Source organism: Luteococcus struthionis, from assembly GCF_048595755.1.
Classification (GTDB): domain Bacteria; phylum Actinomycetota; class Actinomycetes; order Propionibacteriales; family Propionibacteriaceae; genus Luteococcus.
Genome location: NZ_CP184360.1, coordinates 2,677,210 through 2,698,595, shown reverse-complemented (window position 1 = coordinate 2,698,595; position 21,386 = coordinate 2,677,210). Strand labels below are relative to the sequence as shown.

Sequence of the window (21,386 nt, the reverse complement as noted above, 5' to 3'; positions counted from 1 at the left end):
AGGGTGTGAGCAATTCCGGCCCTGAGCCTCTCTACGACACCGATCGGGTGCTCACGCTGCCCAATGCGCTGAGCTTCCTGCGGTTGCTGGGCGTGCCCTTGTTCGTCTGGCTCATCCTGGGTCCGCGCTCGGACGGGTGGGCCGTCCTGCTGCTGATGGCCGCCGGTTTCAGTGACTGGCTCGACGGGTACCTCGCGCGGGCCTGGAAGCAGACCTCACGCGTGGGCCAGATGCTCGATCCGGTGGCGGACCGGCTCTACATCGGATCCACCCTGGTGTGTCTGGCCATTCGCGACATCATCCCGTGGTGGCTCGTGATCGTGCTGGTGGCCAGAGACCTGGTGCTGGTGGCCTTGGTGCCGTTCTTGCGCACCCGGGGTTACACCAGCCTGCCCGTGCACGTGATCGGCAAGGCAGCAACCTTCTGCCTGCTCTATGCCTTTCCCTTGGTCCTGTTGGGCGCCGGCGAGTCCGGCGTGGCACTGCTTGCCCGGATCACCGGCTGGTCCTTCGCGATCTGGGGCACGGCGCTCTACTGGTGGGCCGGCCTGCTCTACGTGCGCCAGACCTGGCACCTGATGCAGTCCCCGGCGGCGCCGCGACGATGAAGGCCAGCCCGCGTCGCCCCGACGCCAGCATGGATCTGCTGACCACGATCCAGCGCAATGCCGTCGACCCCGACTACGCACGTGCCCTGCGCGACTCGCCCGCGCCCACCCCCCGACCAGTGCTGCGCGCCATCGGCATCGCCCTGGCGGTGACCTTGCTGGTCATGGCCGCGCTGCAGACCAATCGCCAGGCGCCAGAGGCGCAGGCGGAACGAGCGGATCTGATCGGGCGTGTCCAGGCGGCGCAGCGGCAGCAGGACGACCTGCGTACCGAGGTCTCCCAGCTGGGCCAGGAAGTCTCGGGGCTGCAGCAGGACGTGCTGCCCGAGCCCCAGGAAGAGCAGCGGGCCCTCGCTGCAGCGGCGGGTATGCAGGCGGTGAGCGGCCCCGGCATCGTGGTGGTGGTGGACGATGCACCCAGCCTGGCGGGACAGAGCGCCGCCCGGGTCACGGACCAGGACCTGCGACGGCTGGTCAACGGCCTGTGGACCGCCGGGGCGGAGGCGGTGGCAGTCAACGGACACCGGATCACCTCCCGAACACCGATCCGTTCGGCAGGCTCGGCCATCACCGTCGACTACCGGTCCCTCAACCATCCCTACCGGGTCGAGGCGATTGGTGACCCGAAGACGCTCGGATCAAAACTGTCCGACTCTGCGGGCGGACACTGGTGGAGCTTCCTCAAGGACAACTACCGCCTGGCCTATGAGGTGACCATCGCCGACGACCTCACCCTGAGTGCCGACCCCGGCCTGGGCACCACGGTCGCCCGCCCCCTGCGGTGAGACGCTGATGGATCCCCGGCACTCGCCTTTCCCACCGACCCCCTCGACGACTGGAGCATCACGATGATCGCAATCCTGGGCCTGCTGGCCGGATTGGTCCTTGGCTTCTGGTTGGAGCCCACGCTGCCTGCCGCCCTGCAGCCCTACCTGCCCATCGCCATCGTGGCAGCCCTTGACGCCCTCTTCGGGGCCCTGCGCGCCTATCTGGAAGGCACCTTCACCGACAAGGTCTTCGTGGTGAGCTTCATCTCCAATGTCCTGATCGCGGCACTGATCGTCTGGTTGGGTGACCTGCTGGGTGTGGGTTCCCAGTTGTCGACGGCCGTGGTGGTGGTGCTCGGCATTCGCATCTTCACCAATTCCGCCGCCATCCGACGGGCGTTGATCCATGCCTGAGACGCCGAGGAACCAGCCCGGGACAGAGCCCACCCATCCTCGCGGGGCGCGCCGTCGGCGTGAGACCGGGCGGTTGCACCGGCCCAATCCCATGGCCAGCCGCGCCGCCCAGCGTCGGGCTCGGCAGCGCCAGGAACAGGAGGCCGCAGGGGGTGAAGGCCCCAGCCGCGCTCGCGAGAGCCGAGCGCAAAGGCTGAGGCAGGAGTACCCGGCGTGGGACCGTGTGCTGTCCGACTTCTTCCGGCCCAGCTGGGGGCAGGCCATGGTGGCGGTCGTGCTGTGCCTGGTGGGAATCCTGCTGGTCACCCAGGTGCGCAGCAAGGACATGGACAATGCCTATGCCTCCATGCGACGCACCGACCTGGTGCAGCTGCTGGACCAGCTCAACGCCGAGGAGTCGCGGCTCACCCAGGAGCGCAACCGGTTGGAGCGCACCCGGGAACAGCTGGCCACCGGCGCCGATGCACGACGTGTGGCGGAGCAGGAGAACCAGAAGCGCCTGGACCAGTTGGGGATCCTGGCCGGAACCCTGCCGGCCACCGGGCCGGGGGTGCGGATCACCATTGCGGATCCCCAGGGCAAGGTCACGCCCGAGACACTGCTCGACGCGGTCGAGGAGATGCGCGATGCCGGCGCCGAGGCGATCGAGGTCAACGACCAGGTGCGGGTGGTGGCGAGCAGCTGGTTCGCCCGCAAGGGCGATGACCTGGTGGTGGACGGGGTCGCCCTGCAGGCGCCCTATGTGCTGGACGTGATCGGTGATGAACACGCCCTCGACGAGGGGGCTCGTTTTCGTGGTGGTCTGGTGAGCCAGGTGCAGGCGCAGGAGGTCGGTGGACGCGTCCTGATCAGCAGGCTCGAGCAGGTGGAGATCCGGGCGCTGCACACCACTCGTGCGCCAGAGTTCGCAAAACCGGCATGACGGGGGGAGCATCACCGGCCGACCGGGCACGTTACGCTAGGGTTGCCAGCCCCGGAAATGGCCCGGGAGACCTTGTGAAGGAGCATTTGCGATGGCCCGATTTCCTGAGGACCTGAAGTACAGCGAGGAGCACGAATGGGTGCGCGCCGGCAACGGAACCACCGTCCGGATCGGGATCACCGACTATGCCGCCGAGCAGCTGGGTGACATCGTCTACGTCTCGCTGCCCACCGTTGGCGAAGAGGTCGCGGCCGGTGACTCCTGCGGTGAGCTGGAGAGCACCAAGAGCGTCTCCGACGTCTTCTCGCCGGTCTCCGGCGTCGTCACCGCAGTGAACGAGACCCTTGGAGATGCCCCCGAGACGGTCAATGCCGATGCCTATGGCGACGGCTGGCTGTACGAGGTGGAGCTTGCCGCAGATGCCGACGTCGATTCGCTGATGGACAGTGACGCCTACGCGGAACTCGTCGGCGAGTGATGCTTCGGGTCCTGTACTCGAACTGACAGAATGGGACGGAGATCCACTTGGCGCCCTACCCGGGACCAAGTGGATCATCACAGGCCGCCTCGAGGGGCTAACCTGTGCCGCATCCCCCGTGTGCGACAACAGTCTGGTGCCGTGGTGATCGCCACCGGGCCGGACAGATGGAGAGCTGAGCAATGGTCGAATGCCCCCAATGCGGCACGGAGTTGGCCGCAGACGCAAACTTCTGTTCCAACTGCGGCGGGCGCATTGCCCCGCAGGGAACCCCGGCGGGTGACAGCACCCGCATGATTCCGGTGGTCACCGAGAGCACCGGCACCCTGGAGCTTGGCGCGGACGACATGGCGGCGGTCAACGCCCTGCCCCAGGAGCATGCGCTCCTGATCGTCGAGCGTGGGCCCGGCGCCGGTGCCCGGTACCTGCTGGACAACGACGAGGTGACGGTGGGCCGGCACCCCGATTCCGACATCTTCCTGGACGACATCACCGTCTCGCGCCACCATGTGAAGTTCACGCTGGTCGATGGCAATTGGCACGTCGCAGACCAGAACAGCCTCAACGGCACCTACGTGAACCGAACCCTGGTGGACGGACAGGCGATGCTGCGTCAGGGGGATGAGGTGCAGATTGGCAAGTTCCGAATGATCTTCTTCGTGAGCGAGCCTGGTCTGCGCTGATGCCACAGCCTCACCGCTCCATCGGTCAGGTGCTCTCGATCGTCAAGACGGAGTTCCCCGACGTGTCCATCTCCAAGATTCGCTTCCTGGAGAGCGAGGGCCTGCTCTCACCCGAGCGGGCCCCCTCGGGTTACCGTCGTTACCGGCAGGCTGACATCGACCGGTTGCGCTACATCCTGCGCGTGCAGCGCGACCACTACCTGCCGCTGAAGGTGATCCGGGAACACCTGGACCTGATGGACCGGGGGGAGCAGCCGCCCAATCTGGAGACCCCCGCGCCGGTGGCCGTACCCAAACAGGCCGATGAGCCCGTCCGCCCCGTGCAGGGAGCAGGGGAGGTCGCACGCCCGGTGCGCGCAGCGGGACGCAAGCCGTTGCGCATGACTCGACGCGAATTGCTGGCGGCTTCCGGCATCAGCGAGGCGGTCCTGATCGACCTGGAGCGGCAACAGCTGGTGAGCACCCGTCGCCAGTCCAGCTTCTACGGCCGAGAGGCGCTCACCATCTGCGTGGTGGCCCGCAAACTGCAGCTCTACGGGATGGATTCTCGTCACCTGCGCGCGATCAAGCAGTCGGCCGAGCGAGAGGCCGGCCTGGTGGAGCAGGCCGTGCAACCCTTCCTGCGACGGCAGAAGTCCGAGGCGGCCGAGGCTGCCCGCGAGGTGACCCAGCTGGTGATCCACGCCCATGCCGCGATGATGCACTCGCTGATCCAGCGCTGATCGGGAGGGCTGGGCAGGCACGTTACTGTTGGTGCCATGCGGGAACTCGACGTGATCGGTGTCCGGGTGGACATGCCTTCCAATGCGCCCATCCTTCTGTTGCAGGAACGCGGTGGCAGCAGGATGCTCCCGATCTGGATCGGGGCGGGTGAGGCCAGCCAGATCGCCCACGCCCTGGAAGGACTGGTGCCCCCGCGTCCATTGACCCACGACCTGTTCATCGAGGTCTTGTCGCGCCTGGGCCACGACGACATCAAGGCACGGATCGTCTCGATGCACGAGGGGGTCTTCCACGCGGAACTGGAGATCGACGGTCAGGTGATCTCGGCCAGGCCCTCCGACGTGGTCGCGCTGGCCGTGCGCAGTGGCATCACGATCACTGCCCCCGAGGATCTGCTCGAGGAAGTGGGCATCGAGTCGGAGGAGCCGGCCAAGGACGAGGTGGAACGCTTCAAGGAGTTCCTCGACCAGGTCAATCCCGACGACTTCGAGACTCCATAACTGGTTGTCAGGGTCAACACTCAACTTCGCCTTCACCCCCACCAACTGACATAGGGCCTAGTCACGGCAAGTTTCAAGTGTTCCCTGAGACTCCCGGCGCCGCCGCGGCGTGTTCATTGCCCCGGCCACGCCCGGGCGGTTACGGTCGGGATCACAGACGTGGAATCACGTCGATGTCGAAGTGGAGGGGCAGGACACGTGGAGAACCAGGCGAGCGCACTTGACGCCATGCCCGTCGCTGCCCAGGAAGCCCTGTTCGACGGGGACTTCTCGCCCCTTCCCGACGACCTGGGATTTCGTGGTCCGGTGGCCTGCAAGGCGGCAGGCATCACCTACCGCCAGCTCGACTACTGGGCACGGACCAAGCTGGTCACGCCCGAGATTCGCGGAGCCGAGGGATCGGGCACGCAGCGGCTGTACTCCTTCCGCGACATCCTGATGCTCAAGGTGATCAAGCGCCTCATCGATGCCGGCATCTCGCTGCAGCAGATCCGCGTTGCCATCGATCACCTGCGGCAACGAGGGGTGGAGGACCTGACCCAGGTCACGCTGATGAGCGACGGGGTTTCGGTCTACGAGTGCACCTCCGACATGGAGGTCGTCGACCTGCTGCGCGGCGGACAGGGCATGTTCGCCATCGCATTGGGGGGAGTCTGGCGAGACATCGAGGGCACTCTCAGCGTGCTTCCCACCGAGCGAGTGGCCGAGGCCGAGGAATCCCCCACCAACTCCGAACGGCCTGTCCTTCGGGCCGTCTGAGGCACCCGCTAGTGTGACTTCATGGTCACGCAGCCCAATGCCCACGTCTTCAGGTCCCGCCACATCGGGCCTGATTCCACCGAACAGCAGGAGATGCTCTCCGAGCTGGGTCTGAGCACCCTTGAGGAGCTCGTGGAGGCCCTGCCGGCCGACATTCGGATGGATGCGCCGCTGCAACTGCCTCCTGCCATGACCGAACAACAGGTACTGGTGGACCTGCGCCAGCTGGCAGCGATGAACAGCCCCCGACGAGCGATGATCGGTTTGGGCTACCACGGGACCGTCACGCCGCCGGTGGTGCGTCGCAATGTCCTGGAGAATCCCAGCTGGTACACCGCCTACACCCCCTACCAGCCCGAGATCAGCCAGGGGCGTCTGGAGGCGCTGCTCAACTTCCAGACCGTCATCAGTGACCTGACCGGTCTGCCGACCGCTGGTTCCTCGCTGCTCGACGAGGGGACGGCCGTCGCGGAGGCCGTCGGTGTTGCTCGGCGGGGCGTCCGCAAGGGTTCGGTGGTCTTGTTGGACGCCGACCTGTTGCCCCAGTCGGCCGCCGTGGTGCGCACTCGCGCGCTGGCGATGGGCTGGCAGGTGGTGGAGGCCGATGACCTCGTCGAGGGGCTGCAGCAGCATGAGGCCTTCGCCGTGGTCGTCCAGGTGCCCGGCGCCAGCGGTGCGATCCGCCCCGTCTCGCAGCTGCGCGCCATCGCGGACAAGGCCCACGAGAACGGCGCCATGGTGATCGCCGCCGCAGACCTGTTGGCACTGACCCGTCTGGAGGCACCGGCCGGGTGGGGCGCCGACATCGCCGTGGGCTCCAGCCAGCGCTTCGGTGTTCCGCTCTTCTACGGCGGACCCCATGCCGGGTACATCAGCGTCCGGGAGGGTCTGGAACGTTCGCTGCCCGGGCGACTGGTGGGCGTCTCGGTCGACGCGGACGGTGCCACCGCCTACCGTCTGGCCCTGCAGACGCGTGAGCAGCACATCCGGCGCGAGAAGGCCACCAGCAACATCTGCACCGCGCAGGTCCTGCTGGCCGTCACGGCATCGATGTACGCGGTCTACCACGGCCCCCAGGGATTGCGCGAGATCGCAGATGCCATCCACCACAACACGAGGATGGTTGCCGCTGGCCTGCGCTCGGCGGGCTATGAGTTGGCCAGTGACCACTTCTTCGACACGGTGACCGTCACGACCCCGGGGCGCGCCGAGGAACTGGTGCGGCAGGCCCGGGACAATGGATTGCACCTCAGGTTGGTCAACCCCGACCAGGTGGGCATCAGCATCGGCGAGGACGTCGAGGAAGCAGACCTCGCGGCGCTGGCCGAGGTCTTCGGTCTGGACCTGGACGCGGAGGCGAGCCACGGGTCGCTGGCCGATCACCAGCGTGGGGAGGACTACCTCCTGCACCCAGTCTTCAACAGTTACCACTCCGAGACCCTGATGCTGCGCTACCTGCGTGCCCTCAGCGACCGGGACTTCGCCCTGGACCGGGGCATGATCCCGCTGGGCTCGTGCACCATGAAGCTGAACTCGGTCGCGGAGATGGAGCCCATCAGCTACCCGGGCTTTGCCGACCTGCACCCCTTCGCGCCGGCCGAGGACGCGCGTGGCTACGAGGAACTGGTGCATCGCCTGGGAACCTGGCTCGCCGAGATCACCGGGTACGACAGGGTGAGCCTGCAGCCCAACTCGGGTGCGGCCGGTGAATATGCCGGGCTGATGGCCATCCGCAGCTACCACCGGGCACGAGGCGACGAGCAGCGCACCGTGTGCCTGATCCCCTCCTCGGCGCACGGGACGAATGCCGCCTCGGCCGCCATGGCAGGGATGAAGGTGGTGGTGGTGAAGAGTCGCACCGACGGCTCCATCGACATGGACGACCTGCGCGCCAAGATCGACAAGCATCGCGACGAGCTGGCCGCCATCATGGTCACCTATCCCTCGACCCATGGCGTCTACGAGGACACCATCACCGAGCTTGCGAGCCTGGTGCACGAGGCCGGTGGTCAGGTCTACGTGGACGGTGCAAACATGAATGCCCTGACCGGGCTGGCCCAGCCGGGGAAGTTCGGTGGCGACGTCAGTCACCTGAACCTGCACAAGACCTTTGCCATTCCCCATGGCGGTGGCGGGCCGGGTGTCGGTCCGATCGGCGTGCGCGAGCACCTGGTTCCCTACCTGCCCAACCACCCGCTGGTCGCCGAGGCCGGCCCCCAGACCTCCTATGGTCCGGTTGCCTCGGCCCCCTACGGCTCGGCGGGCGTGCTGCCCATCTCCTATGCCTACATCGCGATGATGGGTGCCGATGGGCTGCGCAGTGCGACCCTGCACGCGATGCTGGGGGCCAACTACATCGGCAAGCGCCTCGAGGGGCACTTCCCGGTGCTCTACGCCGGCGACGACGGGCGCGTCGCGCACGAGTGCATCCTCGACCTGCGTCCCATCACCAAGACCAGCCACGTGACCGTCGACGACGTGGCCAAGAGGCTCATCGACTACGGCTTCCACGCCCCGACGATGAGTTTCCCGGTGGCGGGAACGCTGATGGTGGAGCCCACCGAGAGCGAGAGCAAGTACGAGCTCGACCGCTTCTGCGACGCGATGATCAAGATCCGGGCCGAGATCGCCAAGGTCGAGTCGGGGGAGTGGAGCCAGCAGGACAATCCGCTGGTGAACGCGCCGCACACGCTGGCCCGGTTGACGGCGCAGGAGTGGACGCACCCCTACGGTCGCGCCGAGGCCGGATATCCCGCAGGGCGCCACACCGGTCCCATCGCCGGCGTCGGGCAGGACAAGTACTGGCCCGCCGTGGCACGCATCGACGGCGTCTACGGTGACCGCAACCTGGTGTGCTCCTGCCCACCGCTGGAGAGCTACCAGGACTGAACGGCACGCCACGGCGGCCCGCAGTCGCACAGCGGGCCGCCGTGCCGCTAGCCTCTTCACCGATGGCCGTCCGTCGCGGAAGGGAGAACCATGGGGTTGTGGCGCTGGCTGAAGCGCACTCCTTGGTCGGCACACCTGATCCGCGCCAACGACCGCTTCCAGAACCGGATGGGAAACCAGCTGGCTGGGGGCATCACCTACTTCTCTGTGCTGACCCTGGTTCCGGCGTTGATGTTCGCCTTCAGTTTCCTCGGCTGGTTGTTGACCGTCTTCCGGCCTGACTGGCTGGTGCAGATCAAGGACGTCGCGGTTCGGGAGGTCGGTGCCGTCGCCGGTGGATACCAGGCGATTCGGCTCATCGAACGGGCACTGAACAACTGGCGCACCGTGCTGTTGATCGGCATGTTGGCCGCCGCCTATTCGGGCTCGGGCTGGATGGGCAACCTGCGTGGGGCGGTGCGCGCCCAGTGGCGTCCGGAGTTCGACATGAGCCCACCCGGCCGTAACTGGTTGGCCGAGCGCTTCGTGAACCTGCTCTACTTCCTGGCGCTCATCGGCGCCCTGGGGGTCTCCTTCACCGTGGTCACCCTCTCGGGCAACTTCGCCGACCGGCTGGTGCGCTGGCTGGGGGTGGGGCAGAGCCCGAGCGTGGCCAAGCTGTTGACGCTGGGAGCCATGCTGCTGACCGTGGTGCTGTCCAGCCTGCTGTTCTGGTTCCTCTTCCACGTCCTGCCGCAGTACCGCGCACCGATGAAGGACATGATCAAGGGCTCGGTGATGTCCGGGGTGGTCATGACGGGACTGCTGTACGGCACCACCCAGGTGATCGAGGTCCTCAGCCGGAGCCTGTCCACCGTCGTCTTCGGCAACATCATCATCGTGATGCTGTTCTTCAACCTCTTCGCCCGGCTCATCCTGTTTGCCGCGGCCTGGATCGCCACCAGTTACCAGCCAGCCATCCCGCGTCGATATTCAGAGGTTGACCTGCCACTGCGTCGCCGTTCGGACGTCATGACGGTTCCGGGCCATTGGGAGGCTGCAGAGGCCGCCCGCCTCAAGGACGAGAAGGCCCGGCAACGCGAGAAGCTGCGGCGCGAGGAGGCCAAGCGGTTGGAATCCGAGCACGGTCGTCACCGGCGCCTGTTCGGGCGACGCTGAACGGCCCGCCCCGAGAGTTTCGGGACGGGCCGTGTTGCTCCGGGCCAGGTTGGTCAGGGCCAGATTGTTCAGGGCGGCGGCTGGTCAGCCGCGGGCCCTGCTCAGTGCTCGGGCAGGTGCTGCACCGGCTTCGGTGCACCCTGACCGATGGTCTCCAGCATCTCCACGAACCAGGGCTCGTTGATGTTGAAGGCCTTGCCACCCTTGATGCGCTTGAAGTCGATGGCGGTGAGCTGGTCGCCATTCTCCTCGTCCTGGCCCACCACACCGGGCTTGCCGGCCAGGGCCGAGTCGACCGCCAGGTCGGTGCACTGCTTGATCAGGGCCAGATCCGCCTCGTTGGCGGCCGCGGCACGGCTGTAGTAGCCCGACTTCTGCACCATGACCTTCTCGGCGTTCAGCAGCTTGGCGAACTGCTCGCCGAACCACTTGCCGGGATTGACCTTGTCGAGCTTGACGTGGCCGAAGGGGTCGCGAGGAACCTCTTCGCCAGCCTTCTCCATCTCGGCGATGATCGACTCCAGGCCGGCACCCTCGGACAGGAAGATGGTGACATTGCCCACCTCGTCCATCACCTTGTTCAGCCGCTCAGCCTCGGCCTGCAGGTCCAGCTCGGCCTCGGGAACGTAGACGGCGTGGACATCCCAGGCCTCCTTGCTCAGGCCGATCTCGGGCACCCAGGTCTCGACGCTGTCCAGCCACTCGCGGTACTTGTGGGCAGTGGCAGCGGTCAGCCAGCCACAGTTGCGGCCCATGACCTCGTGGATGATCAGCATGCGGGAGCCCGAGTTGTGCTCGCCGACGATGTTGCGGGCGAAGCCGGCACCCTGCTCGGCGGCGGTCCAGGCGCCCAGCGACTGCTTGATCGGGATGACGTCGTTGTCGATGGTCTTGGGCAGACCGACGACGGTCAGCTCGTAGTCGTTCTCGTGAAGGTAGGCAGCCAGGTCGGCGGCGGTCGTGTTGGTGTCGTCGCCACCAATGGTGTGCAGCACGTCGACCCCGTCGGCCACCAGACGGTCGGCGGCCACCTTGAGCGGGTTGTCGCCCTCCTGCACCAGGCCGCGCTTGACGAGGTCGGCGGCATTGGTGAGCTTGACGCGGGAGTTGCCGATGGGGGACCCGCCGTACTGGTGCAGCACGGCGGCATTCTCGCGAACCGTGGGCGTCACGGTGAAGTAGTCGCCCTTGAGCAGGCCCTGGTAGCCGTGCTTGTAGGCAATGATCTCGACGTCAGGGGCGATCTCGGTGTAGCGCTCGATCAGACCACCGACGGCGGACGACAGGCAGGGGGCGAAGCCTCCGGCGGTGAGCAGGGCAACCTTCTTGACCATGGGGTCGGACCTTTCCTTGAAGATGTGACGTTGCCAGCCTAGCCAACCCTGAGTCCCGGCACGGGCCGGACCGGGGCCTTTGGGTCTCGGCGCTGCCGGTGGTCATAGTCGGCCGGGCAGTGCCACAGTGAGCGGCATGGTCACCGACGAACGCGGCGTGAGCCTGAGCACCTTCGTGGGCGCAGTGATGCTTGCCATCTTCCTGGCAGCCGGGCTGGTGGTCGACGGCACCGCACGGGTGCAGGCGCACCGGACCGCGGAGGTCGTGGCCGCCCGTGCAGTGCGTTCAGGCTGTGACGCCGGGGCGGCCTCCCGACTGGTGGGACGAGACGGCACGGCGGAGGCCGTGCGAGCCGCCCGACAGGTGCTGTCGGACGAGGGGATGGACGGTGAGGTGGCCATGGAAGATGGTCTGTTGCGGGTCACCACCCGAGCCGAGGCCAGCACGACCTTCCTTGGCCTGCTGGGAGTGAAGGTCTTGCACGCGCAGGGCAGTGCGAGCGGGGAACTTCGGCGAGGCTGAACAGCCAAGCCCGAAGTGGGAATGGGACAAGCACAGCCATTCCGCCCGATGCCGCCAACGCCTAGACTCTCGTCATGGCACGCTACCTCGACGTCCACCCGGCCAATCCGCAGCCGCGCCTGCTGGCGCAGGCCGCCCAGGTGATCCGTGATGGCGGCATGATCGCCTATCCGACGGACTCCGGCTTCGCCCTGGGCTGTCGCATGGGGGACAAGGACGCACTGGACCGCATCAAGCGCTTGCGGCGGCTGGATGACAAGCACCACTTCACCCTGATGGTCAGCGAGTTCGCCCACCTGGGGCACTGGGTGGAGATGGACAACTGGGAGTTCCGGGCCATCAAGGCCGCCACCCCCGGCCCGTACACCTTCATCCTGCGCGCGACACGAGATCTCCCCAAGGCAATGCTCCACCCCAAGAAGAAGACGGTGGGGGTGCGCATTCCCCAGCACGTCACGGCCCTGGCCCTGCTGGAGGAACTGGGCGAACCGCTGACCACCTCGTCGCTGATCCTGCCGGACGAGGAGGATCCGATGACCGACGGGTGGACCATCGCCGACAGCCTGGGCCATGAGGTCGACCTCGTCCTGGACTCGGGCGATGTGGGCGTGGGCCCCACCACGGTGGTGGACTTCACCGGGGAACAGGTGCGGATCGCGCGTCACGGCAGTGGGGACCCCTCGCCCTTCGAAGAGTGAGGCCCCTAGGATTGCGCTCATGTCGCACAATCCCTTGATCGCAACCAGCAGCAGGCCCTTCGGCCTGCCCGACTTCTCAGCCGTGCGCAGCCTGCACTATCGCGAGGCGATCGAATTGGGCATGGACGAACAGCGGGCAGAGATCGAGCAGATCGTCCAGAATCCTGAGGCGGCAGACGTGGAGAACACGGTGGTGGCTCTGGAACGCTCCGGGCGGACCCTCAAGCGCGCATCGCGCTTCTTCTTCAACCAGAGCGCTGCCGATTCCAATGACGAACTGAGGCAGCTGGAAAGCGAGCTGGCCCCCAAACTGGCGGCCCACTCCGACGCAATCCGTCTGGACAGTGCTCTCTTCGAACGTGTCGCCGCGGTGCACGCCCAGCTCGGCAGCCTCGATCTGGATGAGGAGACCCGTCGGCTGGTGGAGCTGACCCACCTCGACTTCGTGATGGCAGGCGCCGCGCTCGACGACCAGAGCAAGCAGCGCCTGCGCGAGCTCAACCAGGAACTGTCGTCGCTGACCACCCAGTTCCAGCGCAATCTGCTGGCGGACACGAATGACTCCGCAGTCCTGTTCACCGACCGCGCCGAGCTGGACGGGCTGAACGAGGGACAGCTGAGCGCCTGCGCCCAGGCCGCGGCCGAGCGTGGCCTGGAAGGCTGGTTGGTGACCCACAGCCTGTTCACCGATCACCCCTACAACGCCCAGCTCACCTGCCGGGAGAGCCGTCGCAGGATCTACGAGGCCTCCATCGCGCGGTGCAGCCGCGGCAACGAGCACGACAACACCGCGTTGGTGCAGCGCATCACCGCGCTTCGGGCCGAGCGGGCCGGACTGCTGGGGCACCCGAACCATGTCTCTGCCGTGTTGACCGACCAAACCGCCCGCACGCCAGAGGCGATCGACCAGATGATCTATCCCTTGGCGGGTCCGGCGCTGGCCAATCTGCAGCGGGAGGCACAGGTCTTGCAGCAGCACCTGGACGAGCACCAGCTGACCCAGGGGGAGCAGGGCTACCCACTCCAACCGTGGGACTGGTCCTACTGGGCAGAACAGGTGCGCGCCGAGCGTTACGACGTGGACACTGCCGCCCTGCGGCCCTGGTTCAGCTACGAGAAGGTGCTGGTGGACGGCGTCTTCTGGGCTGCGACGCAGTTGTTCGGGATCACCTTCGGTGAGCGCAGCGACATGCAGACCTACCATCCGGATGCTCGCGCCTTCGAGGTCTTCGACCACGACGGAAGCTTGCTCGGGTTGTTCATCCATGACGTGTTCACGCGCGACTCCAAGCGTGGGGGTGCCTGGATGAACAATCTGGTGGACCAGAACCACCTGTTCGACGAACTGCCGGTGATCTGCAACAACCTCAACGTGCCGAAGCCGGCCCCGGGTGAGCCGGTGCTGCTCAGCATGGACGAGGTGGTCACCATGTTCCACGAGTTCGGGCATGCCCTGCACGGTCTGTTGTCCGAGGCACGCTACCCGAGCCTGTCGGGCACCCATGTGCCGCGAGACTTCGTCGAGTTCCCCAGCCAGGTGAACGAGATGTGGATCACCTGGCCCGAGGTGGTCAACCACTACGCCCGGCACCACGAGACGGGCGAGCCCATTGCGCAGGAGGTGCTGGAACGCCTGGAGACGAGCAAGACCTTCAACGAGGGCTTCGCCACCACCGAGTACCTCGCCTCGGCACTGCTCGACCAGGAGTGGCACCGGATCGCTCCCGGCGCCGTGGTGGAGGACGTGATGGCCTTCGAACAGGAGGCGCTCGAGCGCATCGGGCTGGCGAACCCGCTGGTCCTGCCGCGCTACCGCAGCACCTACTTCTCGCACACCTTTGCCGGCGGGTATGACGCCCGCTACTACTGCTACTTGTTCAGCGAGGTGATGGACGCCGACACCGTGGAGTGGTTCAAGGAGAACGGGGGGCTCACCCGGGCCAATGGTGATCACTTCCGTCGCACGGTGCTGGCGCGTGGCAACACGCGAGATCCGCTGGAGAGCTTCCGGGAGCTGCGCGGACGCGACGCCGAGATCGCACCGCTGCTGGCGCGGCGTGGTCTGTCCGCGCAGTGACCCAGCTGTGCGGTTGAACAATCACCACCGCCCCGTCGATCCGTGGTCGACGGGGCGGTGGTGCGTTCTCAGAGTGCTCAGCAGTGGTAGGTGTCGCTGGGCGCGGGGAAGTGGTGGTAGCCCTCGGGCGGTGTCATCCCGAAGGAGCGGGCCAGCGAGAGGATCTTGTTGGCGCGAGCCAGTCGGGGCAGGTCGGACCCATTGCGGATCTGGCCGCCCTCGGCGTTGAACTCCGCCAGGAAGTCGAGGGCCCAGGACATGTCGTCGATGCTGGGGGAGAGGATCTCGTTGACGGTGTGCGTCTGCTCCGCCATCAGGCAGATCTTCCCGGTCATGCCGAACTGGCTGGTGACGCCGGCCGAGGTGGCCAGGGCGACTCCGGTGGCGCCGACGGCCGGACCGTCGATCGCTCCGGGCAGCCCGGCGGCCTTGGACGCGATCGTGAACTGGCTTCGGGTGTAGGCCAGCGTGGTCGCATCGTCGGAGAAGCCGGTGTCGCGGCGGTAGTCGCCCAGCCCGAAGGCGAGCCGGAAGGTGTTGCGGCTGGCTGCGATCTGGGGAAGGTGCGTGATCCCCCGGGCGGTCTCCACCAGTGCGACGATTGGTGTGTTCTCGGGCAGCAGGGCGGCGGTGCGAATGACGTGCTCCGGCCCTTCGACCATCGCCAGGAAGATGCCGTCTAGCCCCGGCAGTTCCGCCAGGTTCTTGAGGTCGGCCTCCCACCATTCGGTGCCGAATCCGTTGATGCGCACCCAGGCATGGTGATCGCCGCTGCTCAGGTGCTCCACCACGTTCTGGCGGGCCTGTTCCTTGTGGGCTGGCGCCACGGCATCCTCGATGTCGAGCACCACGATGTCGGCCTCTCCCACGTGCTGGAAGCGGTCGGTGTGCAGGCCATTGACGAGCAGCCAGGACCGGGCCAGGTCCGGTCCGATGGTGACGGATTCGGTCACGTTCGTGCCTTTCTCAAGGATCGGGAGCGACAGGGCCCACGCCGGGCGTCCTTGCCGTAGCGGCAGGCTAGCGTCGATCTCTTGACGTCAACAGGACGACCATCGGTTGAGACGTTCAGTCACCACAGCAGGGGTCGACGTTCTCGCCGGCCAGTGCCTTCGCGGCGAGCTTCTCGTTCTCTGCGACCTCCCACACCTCGCGGGCCGCCGTGACGTTGAGCAGCACGATCACCAGTCCGAGCACGATGTCGGGCCAACCGCTGCGCGTGTACCAGGTCAGCACGCCCATGGCGATGATCGCCACGTTCGCGATCACGTCATTGCGGGCCGCCAGGAAGGCCGCAGTGGTCATCGAGCCGCCGTGGCTGCGCCACCGCGCCAGCAACCAGACACAGATCATGTTGACCACCACCGCACCGCCGGCGGTCAGCACCAGCGAGAGCACCTCGGGCGGTTCGGGATTGGAGAACTTGGTGACGGCCTGCCAGATCGCCGCCAGAGCGGGCAGCAGGATGATCAGCGCCATCACCTTGCCGGCGATCGCTCGCCGGTGCAGGCTCCAGCCCAGGGCCAGCGCGATCAGGCTGTTGACGGCGAAGTCCTCGAAGAAGTCCACCGAGTCGGCGAACAGGCTGACCGAGCCGATCGCCACTGCCACGCCGCCCTCGATGAAGAAGTAGGCGAGGTTGAGCAGGGCAACCAGCACCACCGTACGGCGCAAGCTGGTGCGCAGGTCGTCGTCGGGGATGAGATCGTCCTGTTGGCAGGAGTCGGTGCACTTCGGGTCGGTCACGAGCGCAATGGTAGGCAACTGCGACTACCGTGGGCTGCCATGACCACCGCGCAGCCTCCTCGTGTCTCCCTGCTCTGGACCGGCCCCGATGGGGATGGTGGTGACCTGGTGGGTGATCTGGTGCGCGCCGACGACCGGGAGGTGGTGGTCCTGCCGGCTGGACGCGGCCCGGTCCGGGTGCCGCGCGAGCAGATTCGCGCCATGCGCAAGGTGCCCCCGCGAGTGGTGCGTCCCACCTCACGGGTCGATGACCTGGTGCGGCTGGCGGCGCGAGGGTGGCCGGGCACCGGTGTGGTCCGGATGGGCGGATGGGAACTGCACACCGGTGGTGGACACTCCCGGCGGGCCAACTCCTGTCATCCGACCGGGACCCCGGAACGAGAGCTGGTGCTTGCCGTCGAGCAGGTGACTGCCTTCTACCGGGATCGAGGACTCCAACCGTGCTTCCAGCTGTCTGGTCGCACTGGCCGCGGCGACGACGAACCCACCAGGTTGGACGAACTGCTCGCGGCACGGGGCTGGCGACTGGAGCATCCCAGTGTCTTCCTGGTGGCCGATCTCGAGCGTGCTGACCTCGACCGATTCGAGCGGTCGGAGGCCGACGCGGCGTCCACTGTCTCCTGGTCCCAGACTCCCGGGGACGAGTGGCTGGACGTCGACCCGAATGACCATCCGGCGAGAGTGCCGGTGCTCACGTCGGCGCCGGCCCACTACGCCACCCTCCGCCTGGGGCGTCCGATCGGCATCGGGCGTGTGGTACTCACCCAGGACTGGGCCGGGCTGTCCTGCCTGTTCGTCGACCCGACGCTGCGCACCGCCGGGCATGGCAGTGCCCTGACCATCGCGATGATGGCCAGGGCACGTGAGCTGGGAGCCAGATACTGCTACCTGCAGGTTCTTGCCTCGAACCACGAGGCGCTACGGCTGTATGAGGGGCTCGGCTTCACCGAGCACCACCGCTACCACTACCGATGCCTGCCTGAGTGACCGAGGCGGTTCAGGTGAGGATGCGGAACTGCTTGCGGTAGGTGTAGTCCTCGCCATTGAGGGCGCGCAGGCAGGCGCGGATGTGGGCGAAGATCTGGATCAATGCGGCGAAGATCATCAGCGGAATGCCGAAGGGGAGCAGCACGATGGTGATACACATGATCCACCCGATCACCATGGCGATGTTGACCCAGATGTTGAAGTTGAAGGCCCCCGCCGCGGCGCGGCGCACATAGGGGGACTTGTCCTTGTAGAGCATCCAGATCACCAGCGGGCCGACGAAGCTGAGCCAGCCGGCGCTGACGACCATGGCGATCAGCGTCGACGCGTGCGCCAGGGCAGCGGCGCTGCGGTCCTCCGGGGGAATCGCGGAGGGCTGGTGCCCCCAGGACTGCGGAGGGGCGCCGTAGTAGTTGGGTTGGGGCTGCTGGCCGGGACCGTAGGAGTAGTTGCTCATGCCTCAATGGTGCCCCTCTTCGGTGCTGCCAGGGCCGGTCCGCGCCGCACTTCCGGGTGAGATCAGGGAGCGCCCGGGGACGCTGGGCGCCCACACCACTAGGCTGGGGGCATGACGGGACAGATCCTGTTCGCCCTGGCGACCATCCTGCTGCTGGCACTGCCGCTGGTGGCACTGTTGGCGCGTGCGGTCACCACCGAGTCGCGGCTGCGAGCCGACGAGCACGCCCGGCTGCTGGGCGAGGACGCCTGAGCGTCACAGCTTCGCGCGCAGGCGGGTGATGGTGGCCTCGTCGATCCCCAGCCCGTCACTCAGGTAGGCATCCAGCGTCCCATAGCTGGTCTCCACCTGGTCCAGACCAGCCTGCAGGAAGGCCTCGTCGACGACATTCATCGGGCGGTTGCGCAAGGCCAGGGCCCGGCCCCCACGCAGACTGTCGGTGCGCCAACGAAATCGCGCCATGTGCTCCACCAGGGGCTGCGAGGCCAGGTAGTCCCGCATGATCTGTTGCGGCGAATCGCCGTGCAGGTGCTGCAGCAGCACCGCGATCCAGCCAGTGCGGTCCTTGCCGTCGGTGCAGTGGAAGAGCACTGCGCCCGGTTCCTCCGCGATCATTCGCAAGACCTGTGCGATGCGCTCGCGCTGTCCGGGGTCGGTGACCATCCGGCGGTAGCGGGCCTTCATCGCCTCGATGGTGTCGGCCTCGGTGATCCGCTCCCCAGGGGTGGCATGGCCGGTGCCATGCACGTCGACCAAGGCGCTGCGAATCCCCTCGATCCGGGGGTCGGGGAAATTGGCGGCCACCTTCTGGGTGCGCAGGTCCACCACGAGACGAATCCCCAGTTCCTGGAGGCGGCGCCGGTCCGCGGCCTTCGCACCCCACAACAACGAGGAGCGGTAGACACCGTTGCCGGGCAGGGTGGTCTCGGTGACCGGACGCAGGTTGTAGACGCCGAAGGGCACATTGACGCGGTGGGTGATTGCGCGCAGCAGCGGTAGCAGGGAAGCCATGCCCAGAACTCTAGAGCTCCTCGAGGAAGGAAGCCTCCAGGTGCGCGAGTTCGTCGGCGACCCGTTCCCGTGCCCGGTCCTCGAACAGGCGCCTGGCAGTGGCGCCGTGGAAGATGTGGGGGCTGTCCAGGAAGCCGGTCAGGGCCAGCCGCCGGCCACGGCGCCAGTCCTGGTCGTCGAAGCGCTGGTACTCGCGACGGATGTCGCGCACCGAGACGTGGTACCGCCCCGGTGCGCTTGCCAGGATGGCCATGTCGGCGTCGCTGAAGTGCTGGCCCACCGGGTCGTCGGCCTCGGGCTGGTGGTGGACGGTGAGCATCACCAGCCGCTCCACCTCACGCGCCTCGGAGCCGGGCAGCCCGAGCGTGGGCAGGAGTTCGCAGGCCAGATCGGCGGAGCGACGTTCGTCCTGGCCACCCACGCCGTCATGGACCGCATCATGGAAGAGGGTGGCCAGCACCTGCGTGCGGTGCATCGGTTGGCCGTCCGATTCTGCAAGGCGTCGCTGGGTGCGCAACATCTCGCACAGATGCCGCACATCGTGGTAGCGGCGGGTCTCGACCGTGTGGCGGTCCAGCACCGTCTCCACCAGAGCCCGGGCAGTGGAGTCCTGCCGAGGAAGGACCGCCAGTACTTGGTCCCTGACCTCGGCGCGCGCCCGGCTGCGACGCGGAGCGTGCTCGGCGGGCAGGATGCGTTGTCCTCCGGCACGCAGCCGTCTCACCAGCTCGCGCTCATCCACCTGACGGGCCCCGGCACCCAGCGCCGCGGTGACGCGATCGGCGCGCAGGTCGTAGTGGTCATGGTCGAAGGCGCGCACGTCCAGGCCCGCGGCGCGAGCCCCCTCGTGCAGTTCCCACAGACTTTCGTCGGAGACCAGGTGACCGTAGAGGGTGCCGTGGGCCGGCCAGCGAGGCGTGTCGATCAGCAGCATCAGTACAGACCGTTCAACCACAGCGCCAGGCCAGCGGCCCCGCAGGCCAAGAGCACGCTCACGAAGGTGCCGATGATGAAACGCTCTGCGGCACCAGTGGTGGTGGCCTTGAGCTCGGGGTAGCGCGCCAGGCCTTTCATTGCCAGGCAGATGGCAATGGCCTCGGGGTAGTGCGCGATCAGACCGGCGAAGATCGCCAGGCGCTCCAGGGCACCGATCCACGCCCCTCCGCGCAGTTGTTGTCCCGCGGCCACGACGCCGCCGTCGGTGGTCGCTGGTTGCGCGTCCTCATGGTCACGCCGGGAACGGGCATCCACCCGGCGAAAGACGCCCTGCACCACGGCGCCTCCGGCGATGGTCACCAGCGCGCCCAAGCCGATCACGGTCACGACGTGCAGCCCGGTGACCAGCCACGGGCTGAGCAGGAGTGGGCTCATGTCGATTCCTCCAGCAGCTCTTCGAGCAGGGTGACGCACAACTCCCGGCCGCGTCGTGTGACCTCCCAGGCGGCACGACGATGCCGCTGGCTGGCCGCCGAGGGGCTGATGCCCAGCTTGGTGGCTGCCTGCCCCACGCTGAGACCTTGGTTGAGCAGGTCGACCATCTGCCATCCCTCCGCTGTGCGTCGGCCGAGGACTTCCTGCCACAGCCACAGTGCGCTCTCCGCCTGGCGCGCTGCAGCTCCAGCGTAGGGCGCGCCACCGACACTTTCGTGCACCCCCAAGCTGAGACCCCCGGGGCAGTGTCGTGCCTGCTCCACGGCCTCCCGCGCCGCCAGATACGCGCCACCCCGGGCCTCCCTGGTGGAGCTGGGCAGGGGCAGCTCGACGCGACCAAGACCGATGCCGATCCACCATTGCCCCTGTCGGGTGAGCTCCTCGACGACCGAGACCACCTCTTGGGCGCTGCGGACGAGCAGTTGGACCTCGTCGCCCGCAGTGCGCTCGGGCGGCAGGCTGGGGGAGGGGAGGGCTCGGCGCAGCGCCTCGAGGGCCGTGGGGACGGCGTCGCGATGGGTCCGGGAACCACGCTGGTCGAACGTGATCGCGAACGCGCTCTCGAAGTCAGTGAAGTCCTGATCCTTCATATCGTGATTGTAAGGCAAAACCCTTCACGCTTGTCGCTGTGGTGTGCTTGGTGGTTGTGCTAGACAGGTCGCATGGCTACCACTGCAATGAAGGGCAACCCGGTCAACACTTCCGGCGAGCTGCCCACCACCGGTTCCACCGCCCCCTCCTTCACCCTGGTCGGCGAGGGCCTTGCCCCGTTGACCTCCGATGAGCTGAAGGGTCAGCGCATCGTGCTCAACATCTTCCCCAGCGTCGACACCGGCGTCTGCGCCACCAGCGTGCGCAAGTTCAACGAGCTTGCCTCTGGCCTGGACAACACCGTCGTCGTGAACGTCAGCAAGGACTTGCCCTTCGCCCAGGCGCGCTTCTGTGGCGCCGAGGGTCTCGACAAGGTGAAGGTTGGCTCGGACTTCCGGGGCAGCTTCGGGACCGACTACGGCGTGCTGCAGCTCGACGGCCCCCTGGAGGGGCTGCTGGCCCGTGCCGTCGTGGTGCTCGACGAGCAGGGCACCGTGCTGCACAGCCAGCTGGTGCCCGAGATCACCACCGAACCGGACTACGACGCCGCCATCGCAGCCTTGGGCTGATCGTCCCGAGACAGCTGAGCGTCCTGAGACAAGAGTGTGGCCCGCTTCCCCGAGGAAGCGG

The 21,386-nt window shown here is 67.1% G+C and carries 25 protein-coding genes; 17 read left to right on the top strand and 8 right to left on the bottom strand.

The genetic code is table 11. The features are described 5' to 3' along the window. Positions 1-5 precede the first annotated feature (5 nt). The 11 genes from ACOAMO_RS12540 (at position 6) to ACOAMO_RS12490 (ending at position 9,901) form a co-directional block, all read left to right on the top strand. On the top strand, positions 6-608 hold the full coding sequence (locus ACOAMO_RS12540) for a CDP-alcohol phosphatidyltransferase family protein (RefSeq protein WP_420175100.1): 603 nt from the start codon (positions 6-8) through the stop codon (positions 606-608). Next, positions 605-1,393, top strand: a complete 789-nt coding sequence (locus ACOAMO_RS12535) for a DUF881 domain-containing protein (RefSeq protein ID WP_420175099.1) — start codon at positions 605-607, stop codon at positions 1,391-1,393. Before ACOAMO_RS12540 ends, ACOAMO_RS12535 begins: the two co-directional genes overlap by 4 nt. A gap of 63 nt (positions 1,394-1,456) precedes the next feature. After that, on the top strand, positions 1,457-1,789 hold the full coding sequence (locus tag ACOAMO_RS12530) for a small basic family protein (RefSeq protein WP_420175098.1): 333 nt from the start codon (positions 1,457-1,459) through the stop codon (positions 1,787-1,789). Further along, complete coding sequence (locus ACOAMO_RS12525; RefSeq protein WP_420175097.1) at positions 1,782-2,711, top strand: DUF881 domain-containing protein; 930 nt, start codon at positions 1,782-1,784, stop codon at positions 2,709-2,711. Before ACOAMO_RS12530 ends, ACOAMO_RS12525 begins: the two co-directional genes overlap by 8 nt. A 91-nt stretch (positions 2,712-2,802) precedes the next feature. Then, a complete protein-coding gene (gene gcvH, locus ACOAMO_RS12520) occupies positions 2,803-3,189 on the top strand; it encodes a glycine cleavage system protein GcvH (protein WP_420175096.1) in 387 nt (128 codons plus the stop codon). 182 nt (positions 3,190-3,371) lie between these two features. Further along, positions 3,372-3,872: an FHA domain-containing protein gene (locus ACOAMO_RS12515; RefSeq protein WP_420175095.1), complete on the top strand. Its 501-nt coding sequence runs from the start codon at positions 3,372-3,374 to the stop codon at positions 3,870-3,872. Continuing rightward, positions 3,872-4,594 carry a MerR family transcriptional regulator gene (locus tag ACOAMO_RS12510; RefSeq protein WP_420175094.1) on the top strand — a complete coding sequence of 241 codons (723 nt, stop codon included), beginning with the start codon at positions 3,872-3,874 and terminating at the stop codon, positions 4,592-4,594. Before ACOAMO_RS12515 ends, ACOAMO_RS12510 begins: the two co-directional genes overlap by 1 nt. A 36-nt stretch (positions 4,595-4,630) precedes the next feature. Continuing rightward, on the top strand, positions 4,631-5,095 hold the full coding sequence (locus ACOAMO_RS12505) for a bifunctional nuclease family protein (RefSeq protein ID WP_420175093.1): 465 nt from the start codon (positions 4,631-4,633) through the stop codon (positions 5,093-5,095). Positions 5,096-5,323: 228 nt separating this feature from the next. Beyond that, complete coding sequence (locus ACOAMO_RS12500) at positions 5,324-5,854, top strand: MerR family transcriptional regulator (RefSeq protein ID WP_420177035.1); 531 nt, start codon at positions 5,324-5,326, stop codon at positions 5,852-5,854. A gap of 21 nt (positions 5,855-5,875) precedes the next feature. Then, a complete protein-coding gene (gene gcvP, locus ACOAMO_RS12495; RefSeq protein ID WP_420175092.1) occupies positions 5,876-8,743 on the top strand; it encodes an aminomethyl-transferring glycine dehydrogenase in 2,868 nt (955 codons plus the stop codon). 90 nt (positions 8,744-8,833) lie between these two features. Further along, positions 8,834-9,901 (top strand): YhjD/YihY/BrkB family envelope integrity protein, encoded by a 1,068-nt coding sequence (locus ACOAMO_RS12490; protein ID WP_420175091.1) that lies wholly within the window; start codon positions 8,834-8,836, stop codon positions 9,899-9,901. 101 nt (positions 9,902-10,002) lie between these two features. Here ACOAMO_RS12490 and ACOAMO_RS12485 read toward each other — a convergent pair whose 3' ends face one another. Further along, a complete protein-coding gene (locus ACOAMO_RS12485) occupies positions 10,003-11,235 on the bottom strand; it encodes a pyrophosphate--fructose-6-phosphate 1-phosphotransferase (RefSeq protein WP_420175090.1) in 1,233 nt (410 codons plus the stop codon). 136 nt (positions 11,236-11,371) lie between these two features. Between ACOAMO_RS12485 and ACOAMO_RS12480 the strand changes: the two genes are divergently transcribed. The 3 genes from ACOAMO_RS12480 (at position 11,372) to ACOAMO_RS12470 (ending at position 14,533) form a co-directional block, all read left to right on the top strand. Then, positions 11,372-11,758: a hypothetical protein gene (locus tag ACOAMO_RS12480; RefSeq protein WP_420175089.1), complete on the top strand. Its 387-nt coding sequence runs from the start codon at positions 11,372-11,374 to the stop codon at positions 11,756-11,758. A 74-nt stretch (positions 11,759-11,832) separates the two neighbouring features. After that, a complete protein-coding gene (locus ACOAMO_RS12475; RefSeq protein ID WP_420175088.1) occupies positions 11,833-12,456 on the top strand; it encodes an L-threonylcarbamoyladenylate synthase in 624 nt (207 codons plus the stop codon). 19 nt (positions 12,457-12,475) lie between these two features. Further along, a complete protein-coding gene (locus ACOAMO_RS12470) occupies positions 12,476-14,533 on the top strand; it encodes a M3 family metallopeptidase (RefSeq protein WP_420175087.1) in 2,058 nt (685 codons plus the stop codon). A 77-nt stretch (positions 14,534-14,610) separates the two neighbouring features. Here ACOAMO_RS12470 and ACOAMO_RS12465 read toward each other — a convergent pair whose 3' ends face one another. Together ACOAMO_RS12465 and ACOAMO_RS12460 are read right to left on the bottom strand one after the other, a co-directional pair. Further along, positions 14,611-15,486, bottom strand: coding sequence for an HpcH/HpaI aldolase/citrate lyase family protein (locus ACOAMO_RS12465; RefSeq protein WP_420175086.1), 876 nt, complete (start codon positions 15,484-15,486; stop codon positions 14,611-14,613). A gap of 115 nt (positions 15,487-15,601) precedes the next feature. Beyond that, positions 15,602-16,279, bottom strand: a complete 678-nt coding sequence (locus ACOAMO_RS12460; protein ID WP_420175085.1) for a cation transporter — start codon at positions 16,277-16,279, stop codon at positions 15,602-15,604. A 39-nt stretch (positions 16,280-16,318) separates the two neighbouring features. Here ACOAMO_RS12460 and ACOAMO_RS12455 point away from each other — a divergent pair, with 39 nt between their 5' ends. Beyond that, positions 16,319-17,266: a GNAT family N-acetyltransferase gene (locus ACOAMO_RS12455; RefSeq protein ID WP_420175084.1), complete on the top strand. Its 948-nt coding sequence runs from the start codon at positions 16,319-16,321 to the stop codon at positions 17,264-17,266. Positions 17,267-17,276: 10 nt separating this feature from the next. On the opposite strand, the gene ACOAMO_RS12450 is transcribed toward ACOAMO_RS12455, so the two are convergent. Further along, entirely contained in the window at positions 17,277-17,723 is a 447-nt protein-coding gene (locus tag ACOAMO_RS12450) for a DUF4870 domain-containing protein (RefSeq protein WP_420175083.1), read from the bottom strand. 111 nt (positions 17,724-17,834) lie between these two features. On the opposite strand from ACOAMO_RS12450, the gene ACOAMO_RS12445 reads away from it, so the two are divergent. Beyond that, on the top strand, positions 17,835-17,975 hold the full coding sequence (locus tag ACOAMO_RS12445) for a hypothetical protein (protein WP_420175082.1): 141 nt from the start codon (positions 17,835-17,837) through the stop codon (positions 17,973-17,975). A gap of 3 nt (positions 17,976-17,978) precedes the next feature. Here ACOAMO_RS12445 and ACOAMO_RS12440 read toward each other — a convergent pair whose 3' ends face one another. Genes ACOAMO_RS12440 through ACOAMO_RS12425 form a run of 4 tightly spaced genes read right to left on the bottom strand, consistent with a single transcriptional unit; the run spans position 17,979 to position 20,755 of the window. Then, the gene (locus ACOAMO_RS12440) at positions 17,979-18,734 is read right to left on the bottom strand and encodes a tyrosine-protein phosphatase (RefSeq protein ID WP_420175081.1); all 756 of its coding nucleotides are present in this window, start codon (positions 18,732-18,734) and stop codon (positions 17,979-17,981) included. Positions 18,735-18,744: 10 nt separating this feature from the next. Next, positions 18,745-19,668 (bottom strand): DUF4031 domain-containing protein, encoded by a 924-nt coding sequence (locus ACOAMO_RS12435; protein ID WP_420175080.1) that lies wholly within the window; start codon positions 19,666-19,668, stop codon positions 18,745-18,747. Beyond that, positions 19,668-20,105 (bottom strand): hypothetical protein, encoded by a 438-nt coding sequence (locus ACOAMO_RS12430; protein WP_420175079.1) that lies wholly within the window; start codon positions 20,103-20,105, stop codon positions 19,668-19,670. The genes ACOAMO_RS12435 and ACOAMO_RS12430 overlap by 1 nt, the downstream gene beginning before the upstream one ends. Then, on the bottom strand, positions 20,102-20,755 hold the full coding sequence (locus ACOAMO_RS12425; protein WP_420175078.1) for a transposase: 654 nt from the start codon (positions 20,753-20,755) through the stop codon (positions 20,102-20,104). Before ACOAMO_RS12425 ends, ACOAMO_RS12430 begins: the two co-directional genes overlap by 4 nt. Positions 20,756-20,827: 72 nt before the next feature. Here ACOAMO_RS12425 and tpx point away from each other — a divergent pair, with 72 nt between their 5' ends. After that, entirely contained in the window at positions 20,828-21,325 is a 498-nt protein-coding gene (gene tpx / locus ACOAMO_RS12420; protein ID WP_420175077.1) for a thiol peroxidase, read from the top strand. The last annotated feature ends 61 nt before the right edge of the window (positions 21,326-21,386 follow it).